The organism is Agrobacterium sp. A3-95, assembly GCF_053521785.1.
Map to the genome: position 1 here is coordinate 391,741 of NZ_JBNWDR010000002.1, position 17,973 is coordinate 409,713.

General features: G+C 59.6%; 17 protein-coding genes. 8 read left to right on the forward strand and 9 right to left on the reverse strand.

Translation table 11 applies throughout. From position 1 onward, the window contains the following. Positions 1-14: 14 nt before the first annotated feature. The 3 genes from scpA to ACQZ5Y_RS07415 all read left to right on the forward strand — a co-directional run bounded on the left by scpA (position 15) and on the right by ACQZ5Y_RS07415 (position 4,320). The gene (gene scpA / locus ACQZ5Y_RS07405) at positions 15-2,156 is read left to right on the forward strand and encodes a methylmalonyl-CoA mutase (protein WP_003511304.1); all 2,142 of its coding nucleotides are present in this window, start codon (positions 15-17) and stop codon (positions 2,154-2,156) included. 13 nt (positions 2,157-2,169) lie between these two features. Next, entirely contained in the window at positions 2,170-2,586 is a 417-nt protein-coding gene (mce, locus tag ACQZ5Y_RS07410) for a methylmalonyl-CoA epimerase (protein ID WP_003511303.1), read from the forward strand. Positions 2,587-2,775: 189 nt separating this feature from the next. Further along, positions 2,776-4,320: a glycerol-3-phosphate dehydrogenase gene (locus ACQZ5Y_RS07415; protein ID WP_174060048.1), complete on the forward strand. Its 1,545-nt coding sequence runs from the start codon at positions 2,776-2,778 to the stop codon at positions 4,318-4,320. A gap of 19 nt (positions 4,321-4,339) precedes the next feature. Here ACQZ5Y_RS07415 and ACQZ5Y_RS07420 read toward each other — a convergent pair whose 3' ends face one another. After that, positions 4,340-5,572: an ROK family protein gene (locus ACQZ5Y_RS07420; protein ID WP_162647934.1), complete on the reverse strand. Its 1,233-nt coding sequence runs from the start codon at positions 5,570-5,572 to the stop codon at positions 4,340-4,342. Positions 5,573-5,814: 242 nt separating this feature from the next. Here ACQZ5Y_RS07420 and xylF point away from each other — a divergent pair, with 242 nt between their 5' ends. The 3 genes from xylF (at position 5,815) to ACQZ5Y_RS07435 (ending at position 9,050) form a co-directional block, all read left to right on the forward strand. Then, positions 5,815-6,855, forward strand: a complete 1,041-nt coding sequence (gene xylF, locus ACQZ5Y_RS07425) for a D-xylose ABC transporter substrate-binding protein (RefSeq protein ID WP_003511300.1) — start codon at positions 5,815-5,817, stop codon at positions 6,853-6,855. Between the two features lie 80 nt (positions 6,856-6,935). Next, positions 6,936-8,249, forward strand: a complete 1,314-nt coding sequence (locus ACQZ5Y_RS07430; protein WP_112291988.1) for a sugar ABC transporter permease — start codon at positions 6,936-6,938, stop codon at positions 8,247-8,249. Between the two features lie 18 nt (positions 8,250-8,267). After that, the gene (locus ACQZ5Y_RS07435; RefSeq protein WP_013761766.1) at positions 8,268-9,050 is read left to right on the forward strand and encodes an ATP-binding cassette domain-containing protein; all 783 of its coding nucleotides are present in this window, start codon (positions 8,268-8,270) and stop codon (positions 9,048-9,050) included. Between the two features lie 200 nt (positions 9,051-9,250). On the opposite strand, the gene ACQZ5Y_RS07440 is transcribed toward ACQZ5Y_RS07435, so the two are convergent. From ACQZ5Y_RS07440 to ACQZ5Y_RS07470, 7 genes are all read right to left on the reverse strand, one after another. Further along, on the reverse strand, positions 9,251-9,484 hold the full coding sequence (locus ACQZ5Y_RS07440) for a hypothetical protein (protein ID WP_065687904.1): 234 nt from the start codon (positions 9,482-9,484) through the stop codon (positions 9,251-9,253). Positions 9,485-9,578: 94 nt separating this feature from the next. Further along, on the reverse strand, positions 9,579-10,016 hold the full coding sequence (locus tag ACQZ5Y_RS07445) for a helix-turn-helix domain-containing protein (RefSeq protein ID WP_025595440.1): 438 nt from the start codon (positions 10,014-10,016) through the stop codon (positions 9,579-9,581). A 69-nt stretch (positions 10,017-10,085) separates the two neighbouring features. After that, positions 10,086-11,291: a hypothetical protein gene (locus tag ACQZ5Y_RS07450; RefSeq protein WP_174060047.1), complete on the reverse strand. Its 1,206-nt coding sequence runs from the start codon at positions 11,289-11,291 to the stop codon at positions 10,086-10,088. Beyond that, positions 11,288-12,001, reverse strand: coding sequence for a TfuA-like protein (locus ACQZ5Y_RS07455; protein WP_174060046.1), 714 nt, complete (start codon positions 11,999-12,001; stop codon positions 11,288-11,290). Before ACQZ5Y_RS07455 ends, ACQZ5Y_RS07450 begins: the two co-directional genes overlap by 4 nt. Next, entirely contained in the window at positions 12,001-13,197 is a 1,197-nt protein-coding gene (locus tag ACQZ5Y_RS07460; RefSeq protein WP_174060183.1) for a YcaO-like family protein, read from the reverse strand. The genes ACQZ5Y_RS07455 and ACQZ5Y_RS07460 overlap by 1 nt, the downstream gene beginning before the upstream one ends. Before the next feature lie 37 nt (positions 13,198-13,234). After that, positions 13,235-13,663: a hypothetical protein gene (locus tag ACQZ5Y_RS07465; protein WP_003511290.1), complete on the reverse strand. Its 429-nt coding sequence runs from the start codon at positions 13,661-13,663 to the stop codon at positions 13,235-13,237. Between the two features lie 8 nt (positions 13,664-13,671). Then, entirely contained in the window at positions 13,672-15,624 is a 1,953-nt protein-coding gene (locus tag ACQZ5Y_RS07470) for a BTAD domain-containing putative transcriptional regulator (RefSeq protein ID WP_019564845.1), read from the reverse strand. 173 nt (positions 15,625-15,797) lie between these two features. Between ACQZ5Y_RS07470 and ACQZ5Y_RS07475 the strand changes: the two genes are divergently transcribed. Together ACQZ5Y_RS07475 and ACQZ5Y_RS07480 are read left to right on the forward strand one after the other, a co-directional pair. Next, positions 15,798-16,283 (forward strand): hypothetical protein, encoded by a 486-nt coding sequence (locus tag ACQZ5Y_RS07475; protein ID WP_065704399.1) that lies wholly within the window; start codon positions 15,798-15,800, stop codon positions 16,281-16,283. Between the two features lie 188 nt (positions 16,284-16,471). Continuing rightward, on the forward strand, positions 16,472-16,795 hold the full coding sequence (locus tag ACQZ5Y_RS07480; RefSeq protein ID WP_236762999.1) for a hypothetical protein: 324 nt from the start codon (positions 16,472-16,474) through the stop codon (positions 16,793-16,795). A gap of 29 nt (positions 16,796-16,824) precedes the next feature. Here the strand turns inward: ACQZ5Y_RS07480 and ACQZ5Y_RS07485 are convergent, their stop codons facing one another. Beyond that, positions 16,825-17,964, reverse strand: a complete 1,140-nt coding sequence (locus ACQZ5Y_RS07485; protein ID WP_174060044.1) for an ROK family transcriptional regulator — start codon at positions 17,962-17,964, stop codon at positions 16,825-16,827. Positions 17,965-17,973: the final 9 nt, after the last annotated feature.

Sequence of the window (17,973 nt, forward strand, 5' to 3'; positions counted from 1 at the left end):
AAGGGGAGATATGCATGTCGGGTGAAAAAACGGTGCGGGATTGGCTGCAGCTTGCCGAAAAGGAGCTGAAGCGTTCACCGGATGCACTCGTCTGGCATACGCCCGAAGGCATTGACGTCAAACCGCTTTACACGGCCGATGACCTGAAAAAGGCTTCACATCTCGATGGCCTGCCGGGCTTTGCACCCTTCACGCGCGGCCCGCGCGCCACCATGTATGCCGGGCGGCCATGGACGATCCGCCAATATGCCGGGTTTTCGACTGCCGAAGCTTCCAACGCCTTTTACCGCAAGGCGCTCGCCGCCGGCCAACAGGGTGTTTCGGTCGCCTTCGATCTTGCCACTCATCGCGGATATGACAGCGACCACTCGCGCGTTGAAGGCGATGTCGGTAAGGCAGGCGTAGCGATCGACAGCGTCGAGGACATGAAAATCCTGTTCGATGGTATACCGCTCGAAAAGGTCTCCGTCTCCATGACCATGAACGGGGCCGTCATTCCGGTGCTCGCCAATTTCATCGTTGCGGGGGAAGAGCAGGGTGTCTCGCGTGCCGCACTTTCCGGCACCATCCAGAACGACATTCTCAAGGAGTTCATGGTCCGCAACACCTACATCTACCCGCCCGAGCCTTCGATGCGTATCATTGCTGATATCATTGAATATACGGCGAAGGAGATGCCGAAATTCAACTCTATTTCGATATCCGGCTATCACATGCAGGAGGCAGGTGCCACGCTGGTGCAGGAGCTTGCCTTCACGCTGGCGGATGGGCGGGAATATGTGCGGGCCGCCCTTGCCAAGGGACTGAATGTCGATGATTTCGCCGGCCGCCTGTCGTTCTTTTTTGCCATCGGCATGAATTTCTTCATGGAGGCCGCAAAGCTGCGCGCCGCCCGCTTCCTCTGGTCGCGCATCATGGAAGAGTTCAAGCCGCAAAAGGCATCGTCGCTCATGCTGCGCACCCATTGCCAGACATCCGGTGTGTCTCTTCAGGAACAGGACCCTTACAATAACATTGTCCGCACCGCTTTCGAGGCCATGTCCGCCGTGCTGGGCGGCACACAATCGCTGCACACCAATTCCTTTGATGAAGCCATTGCCCTGCCGACAGAATTTTCCGCCCGCATCGCCCGCAACACCCAGCTTATTCTCCAGCATGAAACCGGCGTCACCAAGGTCGTCGATCCGCTGGCCGGTTCCTACTACGTCGAAAGCCTGACGGATGAACTGGCGCAAAAAGCCTGGGCGCTGATTGAGGAGGTGGAGGCGCTTGGTGGCATGACCAAAGCGGTGGCCGAAGGCCTGCCCAAGCGATTGATCGAGGAGGCGGCCACGCGTCGGCAGGCGGCCGTGGACAAGGGCGAGGAAGTCATCGTCGGCGTCAACCGCTACCGTCTGGAAACCGAGGAGGATATCGACGTTCTCGATATCGACAACGCCGCCGTACGCGCCGCGCAAATCCGCCGCCTTGAGGACACCAAACGTCGCCGCGACGGCGGGGACGTCTCGAAGGCGCTGGCGGCATTGTCTGAAATTGCCCGTAGCGGCAAGGGTAATATTCTCGAGGCGGCAGTCGTCGCCGCCCGCGCCCGCGCCACCGTCGGCGAGATTTCCGATGCGCTGCGTGCCGTCTTCGGCGATTACGTTGCCGTGCCGGAAGTGGTGGAGGATATTTACGGAGAAGCCTACAAGGACGAGCCGGAGCTTGCCACGCTCGCTACGCGGCTTTCCGGCGTGGCAGAACGGCTCGGCGTCAAACCGCGCATCATGGTCGCAAAGCTCGGGCAGGACGGGCATGATCGCGGCGCGAAGGTTATCGCGTCGGCCTTCGGTGATATCGGTTTTGATGTGCTGGCCGGGCCGCTGTTCCAGACGCCTGCCGAGGCAGCCGATCTTGCGGTTCAGAACAAGGTGCATGTGGTCGGCATGTCGTCGCTTGCCGCAGGCCACAAGACGCTCGCGCCGCAGCTTGTGGAGGCGCTCAAGCAGAAGGGTGCCCAGGACATCATCGTCGTCGTCGGCGGCGTCATTCCGCGCCAGGATTATCAGTTCCTGCTCGACCACGGCGTTTCGGCGATTTTCGGACCCGGCACCAATGTCATGGATGCGGCCAACAAGGTTCTCGATCTGCTGGAAGGCATCCGGCGCAACGCGTGAGAGGAATACGGCCATGTTCGGAAGATTGAACCACGTCGCCCTTGCCGTGCCCGATCTTAATGCCGCGGTTTCGCGATACAGGGCGCTTGGCGCTCAAGTTTCCGAGCCGCAATCCCTGCCCGAACACGGCGTGACAGTGGTTTTCGTTCAGGCTGACAATACCAAGATCGAACTTCTTCATCCGCTTGGAGAGAACTCCCCGATTACCGCCTTCCTCGAAAGAAATCCGGGTGGCGGCACGCATCATCTGTGCTTTGAGGTGCCGGATATTCTGGCCGTGCGAGACGATCTCGTCCAAAAAGGCATCCGCATTTTAGGTGATGGCGAGCCGAAGATCGGCGCGCATGGCAATCCCGTTCTCTTCCTGCATCCAAAGGATATGGGCGGCGTGCTTTACGAGCTTGAGCAGGTCACTCCGACACACGTCTGAAACACAGACCCCGTACCGACATCCCAAAACACGCTGGCGAAGTGATTCACCGGCGGCAGTTGCCGTTCGCTTGTGCTGAAAACATGGGTTTCGTTTGTTTTCTTTTGACATTCGTTTTGTTTTCGTTTTTATGACGATAATCTTTCAACGTAGGGGGAAATGGTCCCCGGCGCTGTCTTGGGAGGCCCTATGTCCGGCGAAAACATATTCGATCTTTTTGTCATCGGCGGTGGCGTGAATGGTTGCGGCATTGCCCGCGATGCCGTGGGTAGGGGCTATTCCGTGGCGCTTGCGGAAAAGGGCGATTTTGCCTCCGGTACGTCTTCGGCAGCCACCAAGCTCATCCATGGCGGCCTGCGTTATCTCGAACATTATGAGTTTCGTCTGGTGCGCGAAGCCTTGATGGAGCGTGAAATTCTGTGGGCCATGGCCCCGCACGTCATCTGGCCCATGCGCTTCGTCCTGCCGCTCCAGAAAGGCGGCGTGCGTCCGGCATGGATGCTCCGGCTTGGCCTCTTTCTTTATGACAACCTCGGCGGCCGCAAGCTTTTGCCGCCGACGCGCACGGTCGATCTACGGCAAGACCCGGCAGGCAAACCTCTGAAGCCGGTCTTTGCCAAGGCTTTCGAATATTCCGACGGCTGGGTGGACGATGCCCGTTTCGTGGTTCTGAATGCGCGTGACGCGGCGGATCGCGGTGCGACGATCATGAACCGCACGCGGGTCGTTTCCGCACGGCGCGAAGGCGGCGTGTGGCTTATCGAGACGCTGGACGAAAAGACCGGCCGTTCAGCCACGCACAGAGCGCGCATGCTGGTGAATGCCGCTGGCCCATGGGTGGATAACGTGCTGTCCGGCGTGTTCGGCCGCAACGATGTGCACAATGTTCGTCTCGTGCAGGGCAGCCACATCATCGTGCGCAGGAAGTTTTCCGATCCGCGCGCCTATTTCTTCCAGAACCCGGACAACCGCATCATCTTCGCCATTCCCTATGAGCAAGATTTTACGCTGATCGGCACCACGGACCGCGACTACAAGGGCGATCCGGCCAAGGTACGCATCTCCGAGGAAGAGATTTCCTATCTTTGCAATGCCGCCAGCGAATATTTCAGCGAGCCGGTGAAGCCGGATGATATCGTCTGGACCTATTCCGGCGTGCGCCCGCTTTTCGATGATGGCGCTTCAAAGGCGCAGGAAGCCACACGCGACTATGTGCTGAAGGTTGAAGAGGCAGAGGGCGAAGCGCCGCTGCTCAATATCTTCGGCGGCAAGCTGACCACCTACCGGCGGCTGGCGGAACATGCTCTGGAAAAGATCGGCGCAGCCATCGGAGAAAAGGGCAAGCCCTGGACGGCGGGCTCGTATCTGCCGGGCGGTGACTTCGGGGTGGAAAGATATGACGCCCAGGTGAGGGCGCTTGTCTCCCGTTACCCATTCCTTGATGGACGCCATGCCGAGCGGCTGATCAGAAACTACGGCACGAAGGCTGCGGAACTGCTCGGTGTCGCCACCGATGTTTCCGGCCTTGGCCGGCATTTCGGCGGCACACTTTACGAATGCGAAGTGCGCTGGCTGGTGGAACACGAATGGGCCTTTGCAGCCGAGGATATTCTCTGGCGGCGCACTAAACAGGGCCTGCGGTTGAGCAGGGACGAGGCTGCCGCTCTGGATGAATTCGTTTCCACGCTGACTGGTGTCAAGGAAAAGGGCGAAGCCGTGACGGAGCAGGCCTGAGCTTTTACGAGTTGTCCCGTCAGTTCCCCGAGTTCCTTGCCGCTCTTTCAGGGCCATCAGCGCTCAATATATAGTCGTCGGCGGCGGACAGAGCGTGTTCCATATGCCCTTCGAACACCAGTTCCGGTTCGTTGGGCGCGATGCCGATTTTTGGCATTCCGCCGAAGCGTACCGACTGCGATTGCGCAAGGCCATCGTGAAGGCCGATTTCCAGAAGATCGAAATAGCGTGTGCCGGGGCCAGTGATGAAGACCGGCATATGGCCGTGCAGGCTGAACAGACGTGAAAGGCCGTTGCCGAGTGCAAGCCCGGCTGTGCGGAAGGCAAGCCGCGCCATGCGCCCGCCGGCGCGGGCGGAAGCGGCGATCTTGTCCACTTCGGCAATCGGCACGAATTTTGCCGGTTCCGCCTGCGGCGGGGCCTCGAATGCCGAACGCAGGATTGCATAAAACCCTGAATAGGCCTCGATACAGCCTCTGGTGCCGCAGCGGCAAAGGGCGCCATCGGCCAGATGCAGCATATGTCCGAAATTCGGCGCGCTAACCTCTATCCCGCCACCCGCGGCGCGGGCAATGCCGAGGCCAATGCTGTGGCCGAGCGACAGGGTGACAAGTGCCTCCGGTTTCGGGCCGTCCTTTGCCTGCTCCTGCATCCAGATGGCTTTTGCGGCCAGCAGCGTTTCGTTGTTCAGCGTCACGCGGATGCGGCCGTCCTGAGAAATGAGCTGCTGGAAATCTATCTTTTCGGTTCCGAGCACCGGCGACCAGACGAGCACCGCCGCTGCCGCGTCCACAAGCCCCTTGCTGCTGATCGACACCTGGAGAATGTCGTGCCGGTCGATGCGCGAACGGTCCGCAAGCCGTGCGAGGCCGGAGAGGATCGAGCCGCCGAATGACCCTTTTTCAGCCGTGATCCTCTGCTCGGTGAAGCGGTCCACCAGCTTGCCGGCATAGTCGACCAACGAATATTGCACGCTGTCGGACGAAATGATGACGATGGCGACGTGGCAGAAAGCACCATCAGGCCCAAAGAGGATGCGCGGCCGCCCGCGCCCGGCGGCGGCTAGCTGCTCTTTGCGCAGGATTAGGCCGGCCCGCTCGAGTTCCGTGGTGATTGCGGAAACGGTGGCGGAGGCAAGCCCGGTGAAGGAGGACATGTCCGTATGGGATAGGCTGCCATGAAGGCGCAGCGCTGCCATCACCGACAGGCTGTTTTTCTGGCGCACCAGTTCCGTGCTTGCAATGGCGGACATGGGCTGGGGTATGCTCCCTGAACGGCTTTTTTCCTGTCGTGCTTATCCCCTCTGATGACGCACGCCACGAGCAAGATCAAGGCACCCGGATGCTGCCCGCAGCCGTTGTTGACAGCATGGGGAATCTCTGACATTAATTTTCTCGACTGTCGAGAAAATTGTGAAATCACAGAGCCCGACAGCTTTTTCCGGGCGTTTTCCCTGCATGGAGGTGCAGGCTTCGCCCTTACCGGGAGGACATCATGAATTCGTTTGCCAAGCTTTTGGCGGGTACAGCTGTACTCGTTTCCCTGCACACCGCAGCCATTGCTGCTGATCTCGTCGTTGGCGTTTCCTGGTCCAATTTCCAGGAAGAGCGCTGGAAGACGGATGAGGCGGCAATCAAGGCAGCTCTCGACAAGGCCGGTGCGAAGTATATTTCCGCCGATGCGCAGTCGTCCGCCGCAAAACAGCTGACCGACGTGGAATCGCTGATTTCCCAGGGCGCCAATGCGCTGATCATTCTTGCGCAGGACAGCGACGCGATTGGCCCGGCCGTTGAAAAGGCCGTCGCTGAAGGTATTCCGGTGGTGGGTTACGACCGCCTGATCGAAAACAAGAACGCCTTCTACATCACCTTCGACAACAAGGAAGTCGGTCGCCTTCAGGCCGCCGAAGTCTTCAAGGTCAAGCCGGAAGGCAACTACGTCTTCATCAAGGGTTCGTCTTCCGATCCGAATGCGGACTTTCTTTTTGCCGGACAGCAGGAAGTCCTGAAGGCCGCTGTCGACGCGGGCAAGATCAAGAATGTCGGCGAAGCCTATACCGATGGCTGGAAGCCGGAAAATGCCCAGAAGAACATGGAGCAGTTCCTGACCAAGAATAACAACAAGGTCGATGCGGTCGTCGCCTCGAACGACGGAACGGCCGGTGGCGCAATTGCCGCTCTTGCCGCGCAGGGCCTCGCAGGTTCTGTTCCCGTATCCGGTCAGGATGCGGACTTCGCCGCGCTCAACCGCGTTGCGCTCGGCACGCAGACGGTATCTGTCTGGAAGGATAGCCGCGAACTCGGCAAGGAAGCTGCCGGCATCGCGCTGGAACTTGCGGGCGGCAAGAAGATGACGGAAATCAAGGGCGTTGCCGCTTTTGATGGCGGTCCGAAAAAAGTGACGATGCAGTCAGTCTTCCTCAAGCCCATCGCCATTACCAAGGACAATCTGAACGTCGTCATCGACGCCGGCTGGATCAAGAAGGAAACGGCCTGCCAGGGTGTAAAGGCCGGATCCGTCAAGGCCTGCAACTGAGACCGCTAGGTTGATGTTTGGGCGCCGCGCCACTGACACGTGGCGCGGCGCCTTTCAGATGTAAGGAGGACCGGCAGTCCATGGCCGACATGACACAATCCAATTCCACAGCGTCCCCCAAGACGGAAAAGACGGGCTCGATTTCGCGTTTCATCAGTGCCACGGAGCTTGATACCCGGCTGCTCGGCATGGTCGGCGCGCTTCTTCTGATCTGGATCGGTTTCCATATTCTTTCGGGCGGGCTGTTCCTGACGCCGAGAAACCTCTGGAACCTCTCCGTCCAGACCGCTTCGGTCGCGGTGATGGCGACAGGCATGGTGCTTGTCATCGTTACCCGCAACATCGATCTGTCGGTCGGGTCGATCCTCGGTTTTTCCGGGATGATCATGGGTGTTATGCAGGCGGAAATCCTGCCGCAGCTCCTCGGCTTTGAACATTGGGCGACATGGATCGTCACGCTTCTGGTCGGCATTCTTGTCGGCGGAGCGATCGGCATGCTGCAGGGCTCGATCATCGCTTTCCTGAACGTGCCGTCCTTCATCGTCACACTTGGTGGCCTGCTGGTCTGGCGCGGTGGCACATGGTTTGTCACCAGCGGCCGCACCGTGGCGCCGATGGATTCCACCTTCCGCCTGATGGGTGGCGGCACCAGCGGCTCGATCGGTGCGACCTGGAGCTGGATCGCCGCCATTGTCGCCTGCGTCGCCATTGTTGCGGCAATCCTCAATTCCCGCCACCAGCGTCGCCGTTTCGGTTTTCCGCTGCGGCCCGTCTGGGCGGAATATTTCCTGGTGGCACTTGGCTGCGTCGTCGTCGTCGGTTTCGTGGCTGTCGTCAACAGCTATCCCTGGCCGGTCAACATTGCCCGCAACTATGCCGATGCCAACGGCATAGCCTGGCCTGATGGTGGTCTGTTCATTCCGCACGGCATTGCCATTCCGGTGCTGATGGCGCTTGCCGTCGGCGCGGTGATGACCTTCATCGCCACGCGGCTGCGCTTCGGACGCTATGTGTTCGCAATCGGCGGCAACCCGGAGGCGGCGGAGCTCGCCGGCATCAAGACCCGCTGGGTTACGGTCAAGATATTCACGCTGATGGGCGTTCTATGCGCCATCGCTGCGGCAATCTCGACTGCCCGCCTCAACGCGGCCACCAATGCCCAAGGTGAACTGGATGAACTTTATACGATCGCGGCGGCGGTCATCGGCGGCACCTCGCTTGCCGGCGGCGTCGGCACCATAGCGGGCGCGATGCTCGGCGCGCTCGTCATGCAATCGCTGCAATCCGGCATGGTGCTTGTGGGCATCGATACGCCCTTTCAGCGCATCGTGGTCGGTGTGGTTCTGGTCGTCGCCGTCTGGCTCGACACCATCTACCGCGCCCGCGCCAAGTAAGAACCGAGGAGAACCCCAATGACGGAACAAGTCACGCCCCTCGTGGAAATGCGCAATATTTCCATTTCCTTCGGTGGTATCCATGCGGTGGAAAACGCCTCTGTCGATCTTTTCCCAGGTGAGGTGGTGGCCCTTCTTGGCCACAACGGCGCCGGCAAATCGACGCTCATCAAGATATTGTCCGGTGCATACCGGCGGGATGGGGGCGAAATCCTCATCAACGGCGAGGATGCGGATATCCGCAATCCCCGCGACGCCAAGAAATACGGCATCGAAACCATCTACCAGACGCTGGCGGTGGCGGATAATGTCGATGCGGCGGCCAATCTTTATCTCGGCCGCGAGCTGAAGACGAAATGGGGAACATTGGATGATGTCGCCATGGAAGCTTCGGCCCGCGAGGTCATGGGGCGTCTCAACCCCAATTTCCGGCGGTTCAAGGAGCCGGTGAAGGCGCTTTCCGGTGGCCAGCGGCAGTCCGTGGCAATCGCCCGCGCCATTCTGTTCGATGCCCGCATCCTCATCATGGATGAACCGACGGCAGCACTCGGGCCGCAGGAAACGGCACAGGTCGGCGATCTCGTCAAGGAACTGAAACGGCAGGGCATCGGCATCTTCCTAATCAGCCACGATATCCATGACGTCTTCGATCTCGCCGACCGGGTGTTCGTCATGAAAAACGGCAAGGTGGTCGGCCATGCCCGCACGGAAGATGTGACGAAGGACGAGGTCCTCGGCATGATTATTCTGGGCAAGGTGCCGCCGGGTGCTGTGGCGGGTCCGGGCGCGGTCGTTGCCTGACGACAGAATTCTGTCGTCTTTACTTCCACTACAAATCGAGGCCCGGTAAAAACCGGGCCTCGACAAATGCTGGGAACAAAAGTTCTTGGAGTTGACTAAAAAATATATGCGTCCGGTGTGTTTCAGCCCAGCCGGAACCGCAGACGAAAAATGTCTGCGGCTCTGCGCAATTGCAGACGCGGTCGTTAAAAAGCGGTGTTTTAATGGAGTTCGGCGTGTGCGAAACTGCTGCCGTTCATTTCTGCGCCGGCCGGTAGCGAGCCATGCTGATTGATGTCCTGGGCCAGCGACAGCAATGCCATTTCTAGGAAATAGGTCGACATCCCCAGTTCCAGAGATTTGGAGCGCTGGCAAAGATAGGAAACCATCCGCCCGAGCGCCAGAATCTCGTCTGCATTGTCCTCTTCAAGTATTGCTGCGGTAGACGCCACCATGATTCCCTCTCGACAGTCGACAGTATGAAAACGCGTTGATCCCGCGTTGTTCATTTTCGACCACATCGAGCGTCACGCGAGCGTCACACCTGCGTCAATCGTCGCTCTTGTTTTCCGGCGCGCCGTTATTTTCCGCCGCTTCGGTAGCCGCAAGCGATGTCACGAGGGCAACGATGCTCTTGCGCACGGTTGCGCTCTTGATTCGGGCAAAGGCCTGATTGAGCGAAAATCCTTCATTCGACGCAACGAAAGACTGCATGGCATTGATCGTGCCAAGGGCGGGATTGGCGTTTCCGACATCCGGCGTCGCATTGGCGAACAAAGAGCTGACATCGACGCCGAGAACCGATGCAATGGCTTGCAAACGGGACGCGCCGACGCGATTGGCACCCTTTTCGTATTTCTGGACCTGCTGGAAGGTAATGCCCAACCGGCCCGCCAGCGCGCTTTGACTCATGCCGAGCGACTTGCGGCGCATTCGGATTTGTGTACCCACATGCACATCGATCGGGCTGGGTAGTTTGGCCTGCATCATGAACTCCTCCAGTTGTGAGGTTCTTAAATTGGATATTTATCAATTAATATTGTTGAAGGTAGACATTCAACACAATTTCCACGGGTATTGTGAGGTGTTACTGATAAAGTAAGGCTGTTTTCCGTCGGTATGCTGTGCTGGTTGACGGTTTATCACCTTTGTTGCACATCGCAATGCCCCGTTTCGGCTGGCAAAATGGCTCCAGCCTGCCACGCCGATGGCTTGAAAGCCCAGTCTTTCCCAAATTTTCCTGTTCTCTCGGTCGAAACCGTCGAGCGTTTCCGCATCACCGAAATGGGGAACCCAGACGAATGGCTTCTCTTGGTCGGAGCGCACGATATTTTCGACAAGCACGTTGTTATAAAGCCGAGGCAGGCATTTTTTGGTGTCGATGGCGGGTAAAACCGGAATGGGATTTCGCAGGATTGCGAAGCCCTGCTGTGCCAGCAATAGAACGGAGGCATCCAGTTTTCGTTTCAAATCCATCGCATTACGGGCGTTGCATTCATGGGCCACCGGATCCGCAACCAGCAATAGCGGGTGGCCATCGCGTCTTAGACCTGTGACCGAAACGAACTGGTCGACGTGGAAACCGCATTGGTGGATTTTTCCGAAGGTGATCGCCGGAGGCGACGTGTTTGCCAAGGTAAGAGCGATTGAGGCCGAGGCATTGCCGAGGTCTTCCGGCCGATATCCGAAACTGCGCACGGTTCTGTAGTCGAGTGCCTGAACCCGCCGCCATTGTTGCGGCCGTTCGGTTGCCGCATTGTTTGCCATACCCCTGTCGTCCTGCAGGCTGGAATGGCCCACCAATCGAAAGTCCGGCCCGACTAGCTGGTTACCGCCCGGCAAAGTGACATGCGAAGCGTTGGCGGCAAGCCCGAGACGATTGGCGAGCTCGCCAATGATGGCGCTTTCCGATGCACAAAGCAGTTCGGTTGCGATCCCATCAGCAGTCCGAACGTGGAACACGTCCTGTATCCACGGGTGCGAAACGCTGCTGGTTGCATCGAGCGGCAACAGTTCTGCGGTGCAGGTGGCTGCCAGCCTGCTGAGCCAGCTTTCAGCGGAGGCGAGACAGGGGCCATCGATAAGAACAAGGGCCGTGACGTCGGAAGGCAGAGCCGAAAGCAGGTTTCCGATCGGGATGAGAGGAGATACGCCCCCGTCAGCCCTGTCACCCGCAAAAAACGCGGCGGGCAAGGCAAGCGCGATTGTCCGGATCAGCCCTCCGCAATCGGGCAGCAGAGATGGGTGCGGGGCAGCGGTCAAGACGCTTTTTCTCCCGCCGTCTTCCGCGTGGCCAATTGCTGGAAAAGTACCGTGTTCTGTAATTTCCACGATTGCGGCGGCGGGGATGGCAATTCTCCGCTGCCAAGCAGGCCTAAAAGCCGGGCCGCATCGTTGCGTTTGGCGGAAACCGCGTTTCCGGCCAGAAAATTTGCGGTCTCGAGGTTGAGGTTTGCCTCAGTTGCCATTGCACGCCATGTCCTGCGGTTAAAATGCAGCTTGCGGGCGGCGTTCAGCAAGGCGTCGTGTTCCTCTGGGGCGATAGCGGCGCGACACGCTTCGAGCGTCGCTTCGGCATCGACAAGCGCGATTGTCAGCGGGCGGTAGTCGAGTTCGCCGGGCGCGTGGCTGACTGCCACATCGGCGTCGGAAAAACGCAGCCCGTCCCGATAGGCTTCAAAGATTTCGCCGATGCCGATCATGCCGAAGGCCGCGCATTCCGCCGCTCTTAGCGCGCCCATGCTGGCGGCACCAAGAACAGTGACGCCGCCTGTCAGTGCAAACAGGATTTCCTTGTGCCACACGGCGGCGCAGTCACCGTAGAGGCCGTCGATCAGCCCGATTGTCCGGGCACCCTGCTTTACCGCGTCGAAAATATCGCCGCAGGCAGCCGGGCCACGAAGATCGAGGCCGGAAATCTGCGCGGGTGTGATGCCGTGGATGGACGGGCCCGCAAAAACCACCGGCTTCATCAAAGGCCTCCGAGGTTCAGGAACCGGTCGAGCGTCCGCTGCGATATACGTTGAAGGCCACCACCGGCAGGGGTGAGGCCGCTTGCCAGAACCCGGACGACATGCAGACCGGATACGCCCGTTTCCAGCGCAAAGACATAGATGTCGTCGATCCCGGCGGCAAAAAGATGCTCTGCAAGCTGACGCCACGGGGGTAGAGCCGGATCGCTAATCGCAAAATCGAGACTGGCCGGGATCCGGTCCATCGGCCGCACCTCGGATGCCGCCGGTCCCGCCGCAAACATATCCCGCTGGTAGCGCAAAGGAGAGAGATCGTCCCTTGCGCCGCTGATGTCAGTCAGTCGCGACTGGATCGCCTCCAGCAGCGCGGCAATTGCCGCGTCATAGGTGCCAAACCGGCACGCTGCGCCGGCAGCGCTGCGGGTGGCAAGTCCGTCCTGCGCGTGGATTGACCGTGGCAGGCTTGCCATGACTACAGGCACGCCGAGCGTATTGGTGAGATCAAAGAAGCGGGGCGGCAGTCCGATATGTGAAAGGTGTTGAACAAGAGCATCGAAGGATGCGTCGACACCCATCGGCAACACGACCGGTTCCGGCGCGATATTGCGGGTTTCGAAGGTATCGACGAGAAAGCAGGCGTCGTTTTCGATGAGTTCGAGCAGGGCGTGCAGAACCGCGTGGTCATGGTCGAAACCCGCCGCAAGACCTTGCGAACTCATGAGAAAGGCCTGCCGGTCCCAGGGGAAATCCGTGCGAAAATCCATGCCCACCAGTTCATAGGGGGCAAAAACCTCCAGCTGCTGGCGTATGGATGTTCCCTTCACCCAGGCGCGTTGGTTTCGCAGATCAAGAGTGTCCGGGTCGACCCGGCCGATTGTTTCGAAAGGAACGAGAGGGGCGCCCTTGTCCCGCATCTCACGAATGGAGCCGAAAGTGGTGATATGTTTGCGGGTGTCTTCGGCGACGGCACCTTCGATCGCTTCCATGATCGCGGAAAGCCGTGCCTGCTCCGCGACAAGCCCCTTGCCCTGGGAGACAGACAGTCCGCGTGAATTGGGCCGCGTCGCGAACCAGACGGGTATGCCGATAATATCGAGACCGGTCACGTCTCCGACGCGGGTAATCCCGAACCGCCGAAGCAGTTCGGGATCAAAGAACGAAGCGTCCGGATGCCCTAAAGCCGCTGTCGCTGGAATATGTGCGCCGTCAGCGGTCAAGGCTGCGGGGCCGCAATCAAGGCGCCGCGTTGGTGTCGTCGGCAAGGATGGCGTCGAACAGCTCGCCGGTGACGGAACCCGCCGGACCAACAGCCTTCAGGGCCGATTCGATCGGTGCCTGCACCATGCGGTTGAAATCCCAGCCGGCATCGATCACTTCGCCGACAAAGGCGAAATCGGCCTCGGAAACGACAGCGCCGCCGGCGACGAGGGCTTCGATGCCCTGGATCTGTACCTGATCCAGCTCGTTTTCGGGCTGGCCGTCCTGACGAACGAGCATGGATTTTGCTGCCGCAGCAACGCGCGCGTAACCGTCCACACCGGGATGGCTGGCTTCATAGGCGGCAATCGTCTCATGCGAGACGGACGCAACCCTGAGCGGTGCCGTGCGAATGAAGAGAACGCCGAAACCCTTTTTTCCGACAATAAAGAAGTGCGAGGACATAATAACTCCTATTTGATCCCAGCTAATCGAAGTGCGTTATAGAATTTTTCATTCGCTACCGGGTCTCGGTCTGGGGACAGGCTGCTGATTTCCCTCGCCGTCATACCCGGATAGTTTTCCTGAAGCCTGCTGCCGGTTTCCCGGGCAGCGTCCAAATCACCATGGAGCGCGTGGCTCGCGGTCAAGACGCGCAATGCCGGCTCGTCATTTTCCATGCGCGCGCACAGTTCTACTGCCGCGCCGTAATCCTCACGCTTGAACGCGATGCTGGCGCCCGCCCACCAGTATATGTCGGGTGCGAGCGGATTGAGGTCGATGGCTTGCTGAAACTTTTCCCATGCGGTTTCGGCATCGCCGAAATGGGCGAGCGCATCGGCATGCTGGAGCAAAAGGTCGGCGGAGTTGGGCGCAAGCGCCTCGGCTTCGAAGAACCTTTCGGCGGATATGTCGAAATCCCGCTGGTAGAGCGCCACGACGGCGCACATCCAGTGGCCGACGCCAAGAGCGGGATCGATTTCGACGGAGGCGTCTGCCTCCGCCTTGGCGCGGTGCAGCAGGTGGGGGTCGTTGCCGCCCAGCATCAGCCATTCCAGCTGCAGGCTCTGCGCCACGCGGGCGCGGGCAACCGCCATGCTGTTATCCAGATCGACTGCCTTACGGAACATCGAGCGGGCTCTTCGAAGAAGCGGCAGGTCGCATTTGCCGCGCAGAAGCTGCTGGCCCTCCAGCAATTGCCGGTAGGCCTCGCCGCTGTGGTTGCGGTCTGGTTCCACCTGAAGCCGCTCGATCTCGCGGGCAAGCCCCGCGGCCACCTGTTTGGACAGCAGTCGAAAAGCGGCGTGAATATGCCGCGCGGTCAGCACAACCTCCAGCGACCAGACGATTTCTCCGGTCGCTTCCTCGATCAGCGCTACCGACATGCGGGCATCGTCGAAAACCGTGGAGACGATGCGGTAATCCGCCCGCAACATTGCATAACTGTCGTCGGTCCGGTCGTGTGTCGCTACAAAGGTGCTGTGCGTCGAAAGAACGGTGAAGGTCCGGTATCGAACGAGACTATTGGCGACATCCTCGACAAAGGCGCTCATCACCGGCGATACCGCAAGCCCGTCCACCCGCACCGGACGGCTGAAGGCGACGCGTGGTTTTGCCATCGGTTTTCGGCGGCTACCCTCATCCGGTTCGGCGGGGGATACTATCGTCGAGGCCAGACTTTGTATCCGCCGTCGAAGCGCCACTGTCTCGGCCTCCGGAGGTCGGTCCTCCTGGCGGAGCTGTTCCATCAGAAGCTGGAAAATTCCCTCGCAGGCGCTGGTGTTTCCCACCCGCGCATAGGCCGCCATGGCGGCGCGGTAGGTTTCCTCGCGCTCCGGCTCGATCTTCAGCGCGCATTCGGCAAGCGATGCGATGTTGTTCGAACTGGCGCGGCCGAACCGCGTCAACTCCTCCAGAAGCGGTGTATAGCTTGAAAAGAACAGGTCCTTGAGACGGCGTCGCTCAGACAGCAGCCAGAGATAAAGGTGGTCCTGCCCAGCCTCCAGCCCCTCCAGCAGATCGCCGCCGAATTCGAGCAGGGCTTGCAGCCGCTGCATCGGATCTTCTGCTCTCGCACCGGCAAGAAAGATCGCAAGGTCGGTTCGCTGCGCCAGCTTTCCGGCCTTCAGGTCGTTTCCTTCTGTCAGAAGGATGGCATCGTCATCGCTCGACAGCTTCTGGAGGCGCAGGATCAGCTGCCGCAAATTGCCGAGTGCCCTTTTTTGCTCGACGTTTTCCCACAACAGCGATGCGGCCTGCTGGCGGGAAAGGGACTGGTTGGGAGCAAGGATCAAGGCGGCAGTGAGCGCAAAGCCCTTGGACGGGAAAAACGCTTGCCGCACCGCATCGCAGCGCGGGGTGCCAAAAAGCCGGATCGGTATCAGTTCAGCGTTCCCAGCCAATTTCGTTCCCTCATGAATCACCATCTAACAATGTGTCCGGGAAATTGAAAGTCATCATTGGCGTTCCATTTGACGCTGGTGTGACGCCGCTTGCCTATTGTCGTGAATAGAGGCGCGGGCGACGGGCGGAAAACATCAATCATGCATCAGGCAGGCATCGGGAATTTTCGAAATTGATAGCGTTTAACGGAAGCTACATGGCGTTCGAGCCGCGTACTGAACCTTACCAGCGTGCCGACGACGTCGGTTATGCGGTGTGTGAGTTCATGTGGTTCAAAGGGCGCCCGTTCTATCCGGTCTCGGCGCTGGCCCATGCGAAGGTTGCCCATGCCAGACTGTCGGCATGCGACGACGAAGATGAGGACAATCTCGATATTATTTTCCGCATGCCATTTGCGGCCGGCGGGCATTTTTTCGAGATCGTGCTGCGCTCCAACGAAGGCACTTCTTACGGTGGCTGGCTGTGGGGAGAAGAGCTGGAAATACTGAACGAGGTCGTCAACGGCTATCGCGTTCTGGCGGGGAAGTTCGAAGACAGGCGGATCCGGTTTGAATATTCCAAGCGGTCTCATCGCTACCGGACAGCCGAACCGCTGCCGGTCGAGAAATCCGTCTTCCTGATCCAGCGGGAGGTAAGGCCTTACGCGGGAAGGCACGATTTGCCGGGAAGCCCGGCACGTTAATGGCGGGGCTGATGCCGATGCGTTTCCGGGGGAGCGCAAAAGCGTGGGGCGAGAAGGGGTTCAACTGGCGCGGCGCGTATTGCGCGCATCGCAAATATGCCCGGTAAAGCCAAGGCTTTGTCGGGAGCAGCAGGTGAATTTTTTTATTTTTATTGTGTGGAAGATTTGTGATGCCCAATGGAGGTAACATGCGTAACAGGCGGGTGTCATCACAGCTATTAGCGGTGAGTTGCGCCTCGGGTGACGACGTGCTTTCCCTTGACGGGAGCGCCAACGACGGCCCGCGTCCATCAGTTGCGAACGACAGGCTTTATGTCGTGGGCGAGCCGGTTTCCAGGAAGGCGCTGAAATCTCGCCCGCCGGAGAACCAGGTTGAGGAAGAGGCTTTTCGCGTGGCGGAAATCAGCAATACCGTCATCGATGTCGATATCAGACTTGCAAAATGGGCCTGGGCCGTGCTGGTGATAGCGCATTGCTGGCTGATCTATTTCATGGTGACCAATCTCGGCTGAGGCCTTCCCCGGGACATGCGCTCCGGCCTTTAACGCACTTCTCCGACGCCGTGCAGGATCATCGCCGCCGCACCGAAGGCCACGGGGTCTGTCGCAACCACATCCGGCAGCTGGATTTTCGGCTGTATCACCTTTGCGCCGTCGAACGGGTCCGAGCGTTCGTAATCCAGCCATTCCGCCAGCCGCTGTCGTACGATCCTTGGTAAGGTGCCGCCGACAAAGATTGCCGTGGGCGCCAGAACGGCGCTGACAGCGAAGGCGAGGCGCGCAACCTCGGGTCCCGCCCGTTCCAGCCACGCCTCAAACACGGCGGAGTTGCGCAAGAGGTAATCCGTCCAGACCTCGGGTGCGCGCCCCGAGGGTTTTTCTCCCACATGCTCCAAGCACCATGCCGCCAGGTCTTCGAAGGAGGGCCGCGAGGTGCTGCGGCCGCGCAAGGCGCCGATCTCGCCGGCATTGCCGAGATAACCGCGATAAAGCTCATTTTTGATAATGATGCCGCCGCCGATCCCCTCGGAGAGATAGAGATAAGCGAAATTTTCGTGTCCGTCCGCATTGCCAAGCGTCAGTTCACCCATGGCTGCGGCATTGGCATCATTTTCTATGATCACCGGACAACGCAGCGCCTCGCGCAGCATGGCGGAAAGGTCAGGCCCGGCCCAGGAAATAACCTCTTCGGCAAGATCGAGCGACATGGCTTCCTTGCGAAAGCGGGTCGGCATGGCAATGGCCGCGCCGATCAGTTGGCTCCTGTTGATTGCATTTTTCGTCAGTAGTTCTTCGGATCCGTCCTGAAGTGCCCGTTGGACATCGGAAAACGCGTCATAGGAGCCGCGCATCTGCAATTCTCCGACAATCTCTCCGCCGAAATTCAACAGCGTCAACATCACCGAATAACGGTTGGCGTGCGCACCAAGGGCGTAACCGACGGTTTTTTTGAGCGTGAGGTCGATATGGGGCGCGCCACGGCCTTCCTGCCGGCGTGCACCTTCCTCGATGATACCGCGCTCAAGCAGATTTCGCGTCATCATGCTCACGGCAGCCGGCGTTATGCTGCAATAGTCGGCAAGTTCGACCCGCGAGGCCGAACCCTTGCGCCTGATATATCCCAGAAGCGCGCCCTGTGTTGCGCCAATGCCTGCCAGCCCGCCCTGCCGTCTCTCAGTCAAAGTTTCACT